General features: G+C 65.8%; 8 protein-coding genes. 2 read left to right on the top strand and 6 right to left on the bottom strand.

Going from position 1 to position 9,420, the window contains the following annotated elements; genetic code table 11:
- Both ppk1 and EB084_13015 read left to right on the top strand, forming a co-directional pair.
- Nucleotides 1-2,016, top strand: a 2,016-nt coding sequence (gene ppk1, locus EB084_13020) for a polyphosphate kinase 1 (protein NDD29179.1), incomplete at its 5' end; no start/stop codon positions are given.
- On the top strand, nt 2,016-2,666 hold the full coding sequence (locus EB084_13015; protein ID NDD29178.1) for a hypothetical protein: 651 nt from the start codon (nt 2,016-2,018) through the stop codon (nt 2,664-2,666). The genes ppk1 and EB084_13015, both read left to right, overlap by 1 nt.
- Before the next feature lie 35 nt (nt 2,667-2,701).
- On the opposite strand, the gene EB084_13010 is transcribed toward EB084_13015, so the two are convergent.
- The 6 genes from EB084_13010 to EB084_12985 all read right to left on the bottom strand — a co-directional run bounded on the left by EB084_13010 (nt 2,702) and on the right by EB084_12985 (nt 9,192).
- A complete protein-coding gene (locus EB084_13010; GenBank protein NDD29177.1) occupies nt 2,702-3,409 on the bottom strand; it encodes a DUF429 domain-containing protein in 708 nt (235 codons plus the stop codon).
- The gene (galK, locus tag EB084_13005; GenBank protein ID NDD29176.1) at nt 3,363-4,514 is read right to left on the bottom strand and encodes a galactokinase; all 1,152 of its coding nucleotides are present in this window, start codon (nt 4,512-4,514) and stop codon (nt 3,363-3,365) included. The genes EB084_13010 and galK overlap by 47 nt, the downstream gene beginning before the upstream one ends.
- A 184-nt stretch (nt 4,515-4,698) precedes the next feature.
- Complete coding sequence (locus tag EB084_13000; GenBank protein ID NDD29175.1) at nt 4,699-5,385, bottom strand: ATP-binding cassette domain-containing protein; 687 nt, start codon at nt 5,383-5,385, stop codon at nt 4,699-4,701.
- Nucleotides 5,385-6,539, bottom strand: coding sequence for an FtsX-like permease family protein (locus EB084_12995; protein ID NDD29174.1), 1,155 nt, complete (start codon nt 6,537-6,539; stop codon nt 5,385-5,387). Before EB084_12995 ends, EB084_13000 begins: the two co-directional genes overlap by 1 nt.
- Nucleotides 6,536-7,729 (bottom strand): HlyD family efflux transporter periplasmic adaptor subunit, encoded by a 1,194-nt coding sequence (locus EB084_12990; GenBank protein ID NDD29173.1) that lies wholly within the window; start codon nt 7,727-7,729, stop codon nt 6,536-6,538. Before EB084_12990 ends, EB084_12995 begins: the two co-directional genes overlap by 4 nt.
- The gene (locus EB084_12985; protein ID NDD29172.1) at nt 7,726-9,192 is read right to left on the bottom strand and encodes a TolC family protein; all 1,467 of its coding nucleotides are present in this window, start codon (nt 9,190-9,192) and stop codon (nt 7,726-7,728) included. Before EB084_12985 ends, EB084_12990 begins: the two co-directional genes overlap by 4 nt.
- Nucleotides 9,193-9,420 lie beyond the last annotated feature (228 nt).

Genomic DNA, 9,420 nt, shown 5'->3' with positions numbered 1-9,420 from the left:
CACCTGCGGGGCAAGGGGAAGCGCTGGCTCCCCATCGAGAGCGCGGTGCCCCTGTTTCTCTCGCATCTCCTGCCTGGGTTCACCGTGCTCAACGTGGGCGTCTTCCACGTGCTGCGGGCCAGCGAGCTCGAGATCCTCGAAGAGGGCTTTGAGAGCCTGGTCGAGATGTATCGAACCGCGCTCAAGCAGCGACGGCGAGGGCAGGTCATCCGGCTCATCGTGGGCGATTCGATGTCGGATGAGACCACGGCTTTCCTGGCCGAGACCATGCAGGTCTCCATGGACGATGTCTGGCGATGTCCGAGCCTCATGAACCACTCCGACCTGGTGCAGCTCATCAGCGATGACGATCCGTCGCTGCGCTATCCTCGTTACGTGCCGCGGCATCCGGAGCGCATCAAGGAGCACCGCGGAGACTGCTTTGCCGCCATCCGGAGCAAGGATCTGCTCGTGCACCACCCCTACGAGACCTTCGATGTGGTGCTGCAGTTCCTGCGCCAGGCCGCCCGCGATCCGGACGTGCTCGCCATCAAGCAGACGCTGTATCGCACGAGTGCCGACTCGCCCATCGTGCACGCCCTCATCGAGGCCGCCGAGGGGGGGAAGGCAGTCACCGCGGTCATCGAGCTGAAAGCGCGGTTCGACGAGGAGGCCAACATCCGCCTCGCCCACCAGCTCGAACGCGCCGGGGCACAGGTGGTCTACGCGTTCGTCTCGCTCAAGACGCACGCGAAGCTCTCGATGGTGGTGAGACGGGAAGAGGGCGCACTGCGCACCTACGTGCACTTCGGTACCGGAAACTACCACCCGCTCACCGCGCGGTTCTACACTGACCTGTCGTACTTCACGTGCGACGCGGCACTTGGTCGCGATGCGGCGAAGATGTTCAACTACCTCACCGGATACGCGATTCCCAAGAACCTCGAGAAGCTGCGCATCTCACCGCTGAACCTGCACAAGCGCCTCCTCGAGCTCATCGAGCGCGAAGCCGAGAACGCGCGCGCCGGCAAGCCCGCGGGAATCTGGGCCAAGATGAACAGCCTGGTCGATCCCACCATCATCGACGCCCTCTACGCCGCCTCGCAGGCCGGCGTGCAGATCGAGCTGGTGGTGCGCGGCGTGTGCTGCCTGCGACCGCAGGTTCCTGGCGTGTCCGACAACATCCGCGTGAAGAGCATCGTCGGGCGCTTCCTCGAGCACTCCCGCATCGTCTGCTTCGCCAACGGCGAACCCCTGCCATCGCGCAAGGCGGTGGTCTACATCAGCTCCGCCGACTGGATGCCCAGAAACTTCATGCGACGGGTGGAGAGCCTCGTTCCTATCGAGAACCCAACGGTGCACGCACAGATCCTCGAGCAGATCATGATCGCCACCTTGAAGGACGACCTGCAGAGCTGGAACCTGCAAGCAGATGGCACCTATGTCCGTGCCGACATCGAGGGCGACGGGTTCTGCGCGCACGACTACTTCATGAGCCATCCCAGCCTGTCCGGACGAGGCCGCGCCGTGAAGCGTGGCAAGAAGGTCCAGCGCCTGCGACTCGATGATCGCAGGCCCGGACGAAACGAAAAGAAGTCGAAGGGCGAGAAGCGCCTCAAGCCCACCGACAAGACCGCCGACGAGACCCTTTCCCTTCCGAAAGATCCGAACGCCGGGCCAGGAAAGGCAGCCGCACGCGACAAGCGCGCCGCCCGAGGCAAGGACGCGACCCAGGGCAATGGGAGCAAGAAGCGCAATGGCAAGTCGCCCCGAGTGATAGCAGACGCGCCTCGTCTCGCCGAGACGCCAGACAACATGGCAGGCCCTGGGGACGCAGAGAAGGAGGTGCGCAGACCGAATCGCTCGACGACGCGCTCGGGGGAGGGGGCCACCGAGCCTGGACCCTCGGCCAGTGAAGCGACGCGCGCGCATGACGAGCTCCTTCCGAGCGACGCTGGAGTCCTGCAGCGTCAGGTGATCACCGACGCCACGTGGCCCCCCCGAGATCCGCCTCACCCCGGCCTGCTCTCGGTCTGATGAGCCGCTTGCCCTGGATCGACGGGCATGTCGAAGGGTCGCGCCGCAGCGATGAGACGGCGCGCCGTCTGTGGCGCAGCCACCGTCTGCCGCTCACCTTCGATGTGACCGCATTGCGACGCGACCTGGCGTGCGTCGGTGCCGACGACTGGTCTCCCGTTCCCGTCCTCGGGGTCGAAGCGGCCATCCCCGACTGGACCGGCTCCGCCCTTCGCTCGCACGACGGATCGATCACATCAGTGGGCTATCAAGGCACGCATTACCACGACACGCCACTTCTCGAGCGCGCCCCCTACTTCGCGGAGGTCACGCGATTCTTCGCCTGCGAGACCCGTCGCGTCCGGCTGCTCACCCTGCATCCGGGCGCCGAGATCGGCACGCACCGCGACGCCCTCGAGGAAGACGGCGTCGAGGTGGTGCGCGTTCACGTTCCCATCACGACCAACGATCGGGTCTCGTTCCTCGTCGACGGCCAGGCGCTGCGCCTGCTTCCCGGCGAGGCCTGGTTCGTCGACGTCTCGCGTCCACACAGCGTAGCCAACCACGGCGAAACCCCGCGCGTGCACCTGGTGCTCGACTGCGTCGTGAACGCATGGGTGAATGCGCTGCTCTCGTCAGAGGCGCACGCGGAGCCGACGCCCTCGGTCTGATTCGCGCGCGCCAAACGCACGCTGCGGTCGGAACGCTACGGTCGGGCCTCGAATCGCGCAGGCAACGGACGGGCGGGCAGCAACATGGTGTCAATTCCCTCCCCTGCCGCGCTATGACCGTCTTCCAGAGCGATGACACCCGCCAGTGCGGCGAGCGCTGCGTCGACCTGATCCTGACTCGACAGCAGCGACACATCAACCCCGTGACGTTCGAGCAGGTTGCGACGTATCGAACGCTTCTCTCGCAGCGGAGGGATGAAGCCCAGCAGCGCAACCGCACACGCGTGAGGAAAGACCTCGGCCATCGCACCGTTCACCGCACCCCCATCATAGCGGCGATAACTCCCAGACAGCGCGTCGTAGAGCGCGAGACCGTCGCGCATCCACTGATGAAACCCCACAGCCCGAGCTTCGCACGGCGTTGCGAAGAGACGAATGCCCAGCCTTCCCAAGGCCTGCTCGGCGGCGCGGCGCTGACCCGGCCCGACCGCCCAGACCGTGGGCGCATCGATGCACACCACCTGGGGCTTGATCTCGTCGCAGATGATGCGGCGCGCGTCTTCCAGACCGACCCTCGTCGCACGAAACACGATCCGTCGCGCACGATCGAGCGCCACAAGGTCAAAGCCCTTGCGTCGCAGCTCACCCACGTCGACACCGAGCGCCACCTCTTCAATCACCGTTCTGCTCAAATCGTCACAAACGCCCCAGCGCGCCCGCACCCGCCGAGAGGCGGCAGGCATGGATCCAGGGCTCACGGCCACACGCCTTGCGGTACTCACGCTGAATGTACGCTGAGAAGTGCGCCACCGCCTCGTCGCGCACCAGCGACACGGTGCACCCGCCAAACCCGCCCCCCGTCATGCGCGAACCGAGCACCCCGTCGACCTCGAGGGCAAGCTCGACGAGCACGTCGAGCTCGCGACAGCTCACCTCGTAATCGTCACGCAGGCTGTCGTGTGAAGCGCACAGCAGCGCACCGAAGAGCTCGTCGTGCCCTGCACGCAGGGCATCGACCGCCGCAGCAACGCGATCGTTCTCACCAATCACGTGACGACACCGGCGATACACGACCGGATCGAGATCAGCGCGATGCTCGTCGAGCTGCCACATCTCGACATCGCGCAACGCGCGAATGTGAGGATGCCACGTCTTCAGAACAGCCACGCCCTGCTCGCACTCGCGCCGACGTGCCGCGTACTCACCGTTCCCCAGCGCGTGGCGCACCTGGCTGTTGCAGATCACGACCTGAACCCCTGAGGGGATGGGCACCGGCTCGGCAGTCAGGTCGCGACAATCGATGAGCAGCGCATGCCCGGCTTGTCCGAGCGCCGATGCGTACTGATCCATGATGCCGCAGGGAACCCCCACGAAGCGGTTCTCCGCCTGCTGACAGAGGCGGGCGATCTCGAGCGCCGACGTCTGGCGACCTGCCACGTGCAGCAGCGCGTGTGCCGCACCCACCTCGAGGGCCGCTGACGAGCTCAGTCCTGATCCCAGCGGCACCGTCGACGAGATCATGACATCGACCCCTCGCAGATCAACGCCGCGCTCTCGAAGCATCACCGCCACGCCGAGGAAGTAGTCGGTCCATTGACCCTGGCCACGTTCGGGAAGCGCGTCGAGGTCGAAGCGCAGCGGCGCGTCACCCACAGTCTGCGAGCAGAGCACGACCTGGCGGTCTTCACGGGGGGCTACCGCGACACGCGTCTCGAGATCGATGGCGGCGGGCATCACGAACCCGTCGTTGTAGTCGGTGTGCTCGCCGATGAGATTGACGCGGCCAGGAGCACGAAAGATCACGGGCGTCGATCGATACGTCGATTCGAACTGCTCAGCTAGACTCACTTGTCGAGATCACCACAATGCACAGAATGGCCGAAGAGGTTCGGCGACGCCCGATGCAAGCCCTGTGCGACCCTCCACGCCGACACACAGCACGGCTGGCCTGTCTCGACGTACGTCAGGTGCACCAGAGGAGATGGTAGAAGCCCAAATGGGCTTATACCGACAACTAGAAGCCCAAATGGGCTTATACCGAGTGAACGCCGTCCTGCAAGCGCCCGTCTTCCATGGTGAGCACGCGGTCTGCGATGTCGAGCACGCGATTGTCGTGGGTGACCATGAGAACGCTGCACCCCTGCTCACGCGCCAGGCGCTGCATGATCGTGACGATCTCTCGCCCCGTCTTGCCGTCGAGGGCCGCCGTCGGCTCATCCGCGAGGATGATGCGGGGGTGCGCCACCAAGGCGCGGGCGATGGCCACACGCTGCTTCTGGCCGCCGGAGAGAACCTCAGGATACCGATCGATGTGGTCGCCCAGGCCGACCTGCGTGAGCATGTCGGCGGCGCGTCGATCGGCATCACGGATCTCGGGGTGGAGCTCGAGGCTCATGCGCACGTTCTGGCGCGCCGTGAGAAATCCGAGCAGGTTGTGGGCCTGGAAGATATAGCCGATGTAGCGCCGCACGGCGAGCATGGCCGACTCATTGGCGTGCCGCATCTCCTGACCGAAGATGCGCAGGCTCCCCTCCTGCGCCGAACGCAGCCCGCCCAGCAAGGTCAGAAGCGTGGTCTTGCCCGATCCGCTGGGTCCGGTGAGCAGCACGATCTCTCCCGCATTCACCTGAAGCGAGACGTCGAATAAAATCTGCTTGCTGAGCGCGCCACGTCCGAACGCGTGACACAGGCCGTTCACCTCGATGACGGTCTCGCGCATCAGAAGATGTCCGCCGGATCGGCGTAGCGCAGCTTACTTGCGGCCACCAGCCCGGAGATGAAGCACATGACCAGGGTGGCAACGAAGACGCCGATAGCACGCTCCGCATCCATGGCGATGGGCAGTGTGGTGGCCGCCGCGGCACGATGGTAGAGCACCATCGCGATGCCGATGCCCGGCAGAAAGCCCAGCACCGCAAGCAGAACCGACTCCTGCGCAAAGACACCGACCAGATAGCGGTTGCTGTATCCCATGGCCTTGAGCGTCGCGTACTCGGCAAGGTGATCGCTGACATCTGATGACAGCACCTGGTAGACGATGACGATGCCGACGACGAATCCGATGGCCACACCCAGCCCGAAGATGAATCCGATGCTCGTGGAGCGCTGCCAGTAGTCCTTCTCGATCTGGGCAAACTTCTCGCGGGTCACGACAATCTCCGAGGTGCCCAGCCTGCGCTGCAGATCGGCCGCCACCGCACGCGCGTCTGCACCTTCGCGCAGTCGGATGAGTCCCACCTCGATCTTGTCCGGGCTATGGGTGGGTATCATCTGAAGGAACGTGCTGCGACTGGCGATGAGGTTCCCATCGGCCGCGAAGTTCGCCCCCAGGGTGAACAGGCCGGTCACTGTCACCCGCCGCTTGCTCACCTCGCCCTCGACCTGACCGTCAGCCGCCATCAGCCGAGGAATCGGGCCGAACTCGGCACGGGACGCGCGATCGAACCACACGTGACCAAAGGTCATGAGATCGTTCCAGCTCTGCGTCTGCGCCATGGCGCGAAACGGTGGATGCTCTGGCTCGATGCCGAAGACCAGCAGCAGGCGATAGCCATGCGTCACGGGGTTGCGCCACTCGGCGAAGCCGTAGCTGAGGCTGATGACCTCTCGCACCGCGGCGTGCGACGCGCAGAGCAGCAGCTTGTCACGCGCGAAGCTCTGCGGCGCGTGCAGCGATTCGAAGCGCCCGTTGAGAACCACCAGGTCGGCATCGAGAGCCTTCTGCGGACGGCAGTTGCTCTCGAACAGCGCCCCTCTGAACCCGAGCTGCATGAACATGAGCATGTTGGCGAACGCGATGCCCGCCATGGCCACAGCGAGGCGGCTCTTCTGCTTGAAGAGCAGGTGCCAGGCGAGAAAGACGCGGCGTCTCACTCGAAGTGGGCTTCCAGCTGAAGGTTCGACAAGCCGCGCACCTTTGTGCTCGAGGCGTCATCGAGGCGAACCCGCACCTCGATGACACGGCGATCGAAGTTCTCTCCCGGCTCATTGGTGAACGTGCTCTGCTTCTGCACCAGCTTGCCGATCTCGCTCACCCGCCCACGCAGCTCGGATCCGTGGAGGTTCCGCCCGCTCAGACGTACCTGCTGCCCGACACGCACGCGCGCAATCTGGGTGTCGTAGACCTCGGCAACCGCAACCATCGTCTGGGTCCTCCCGATCTGGGCAAGACCGGCGGACGAGACGCGCTCACCCTCACGCGTGAGAATCTTGAGAATCACCCCATCGATGGGCGCGCGCACCTGCGCGCGCTCCGCCAGGGTACGCGCCTTCGCCGCTTCGGCCTGTGCAGAGCGAACCTCAGCCTCTGCCGCCGCCACGTCGGTGGGGCGTACCTCGGAGATGCGGTCGAGGGTGGCCTGCGCCTGCGATTCTTGAACCGTGAGCACGCGCGCGACGCGATCGCGCTCCGCTCTCACCTGGGCCAGGGTAGTGCGGCTGCTGGCGGCCGCAAAACGCTTCTGATCGAGCAGGCTTGCGGGAGCCGCCCCTTCCTTGAACAGCTGCTCGTAGCGACGCAGCTCCGCTTCCTGCAGACGGACATCTGCCTGGGCGCGCGCGACGGCGGAGTCTTGGGCCGCGAGGGTTCCCTGACGATCGCTCGCGATGCGCTGCGCTTCCTTCTGCTGGGCCGCAATCTCCCCGCGCCGTGCGCCGGCCAGCACCTGATCGAGATGGGCCCGAGCGACCGCCACGCGACTCTCCGCCGTCTCGACGTCGCGCAGCAGGCGATCGCGCGCCTCCATCTCGACAAGAACCTCACCGCGACGCACCGCTGCCCCCTCTGCGACCCGCCAGCGCGTGACACGCTCCTGCACCATCTCGGCGGGCACCCCGAGCGCAACGATGCGGCCCTCGGGCTCGAGATAGGCGAGCGCGGAGACCTTCCCATCATCAACGGGGGGAACGGGCACCGCGGAAGCCGTCGATAGAGGCGTCGCGGGGGTTCCGGCTGCCGCAGCGGACGGCGTCGCTGATCCCGCGAAGAAGCGCCGCAGCGCCGAAGCTTCGAACGCGAGAAACCCACAGACCAGTATGATGACAATGACGACGGCTCTTCTCACGGCTGACCCTGCTTTCTCTGTACCGTACCGCTGGCTTTGATTGTCTCGAGCACGGCTGGCGCCGCGACGGCGGGCGCCGCTTCGGTGATCTCAGCACCACTCACGCGAAGCCACCGCGCCCAGGTGATGGCATAGGCACGCCGCGCGCGCACGCAGCGACCCTGGGCATCACTGAGCGAAGCGTCTGCATCTTGACGCTCGAGACTCGTGCACAAGCCGTTCTCATAGCGGATGCGACTCACCCGCGCCGCCTCTCTCGCGCTCTCGAGAGCGGCCTCCGACGTGCCCAGATCGGCGTACCGTGCCTGCAGATCTTCGTAGCACGTGCCGATCTCGATGCGCGCCTGGCGACGGGTCTGCTCGAGCGCGGCTATGAGCTGCTGATAGGCCTCATAGGCGCGTCGAGCGTGAACACGCGCGGCGCCTCCATCGATGAGGGGAACGCTGAGCGCGAGGCCCGTGTTCCACTGGTGGCCCTGCATGACCCCCGTGGGGGTGCGCTGCAGGTATTCGCTCTGCACCTCGAGCCGTGGCGCGCTCGACAAGCGGGCCACATCGACGCGCTTGCGCCCCTCCGCAACACCCGCCTGCGCTGCCCTGACCTCGTATCTGCGCTCAACGCCCGATTGCATGGCGTCGTCGACCGACGTGGGCGGACGCTCGAGCAGCGCCTCGCTCAGGTCTATCGACTCAGCGGCTGTGTCCGGCACGCCCATCAGCTGAAAGAGGCGCACGCGACAGGCTCTCACATCGCGTCGGGTGTCGACGCAGGTCTGGGAGGCCAGCGCAACATTGGTTCGCGCGCGCAGCACATCGTAGCGCGAGACCACACCCGCACGGTACTGCGCCTGTGACTCTCGCAGCGCCTCTTGACGCGCTATCAGCGTCTCTTCGGCGACGCGCAGCAGCTCTTCTGCCTGCGCGGCTTCCTGGAAGGCCACGCGGGCGTCTTCGACCACGCGCTGCTCGCTGTCGCGCAGCTGCAGCTGGGCGACCGTTACGGCCAGCCGAGACGCGGCCACGGTGGCCTCGAGCTGCCCGAACGTGCTCAACAGCTGGCGCCATGTGAGGGTGCCGGCCAGGTTGTTGTCGACCACAGCCTGCACGGCGGCGGGGGGCTGACCGAACGAGAAGGTGGGCGCGACGTAGGTATACGACGCCGTTGCGCTCACCGTCGAGCGCTCGGGCAGCCGAGCCTCTTCAACGACCTCGCGCGTCTCGCGCACCCGTGCCTCGGCCTGCTGCAGCAAAAAGCTCGCGCGCACGGCCTGCGCGCAGACCTCCTTCACGGTCCAGACGCGCGCCAGAGCAGACTCGCTCGTTGAGATGAGCAGAAGCAGCGCGACGAGAAATGCCCGCTTGATACAAGCACGAGCGCATGATGGGGGGGAGGCGGGTTGACCGCTGACGTGCCAGACGGGTTCGATTCTCATAGGGTTGGGTCTGTTGGTCTTGTAGAACATCTGTACAAACTCCTGCGAAACGAGCGCGGCAATGGGCGCAATGAGCGCATCGAGCGCGGTGGGTGCATCGGGCACGGTGGGTGCATCGGACACGATGGGTGGGATGGGTGACTAGAAGCCCAAATGGGCTTATACCGACCACGCGACAGCACACCGACCACGCGACAGCACGCCGACCACGCGACAGCACACCGACCACGCGACAGCACGCCGACCACGCGACAGCAC

The organism is Pseudomonadota bacterium (assembly GCA_010028905.1).
Lineage (GTDB): Bacteria > Vulcanimicrobiota > Xenobia > RGZZ01 > RGZZ01 > RGZZ01.
The sequence above is the reverse complement of the archived record's forward strand: the minus strand, read 5'-3'. Positions and strand labels throughout refer to the sequence as shown.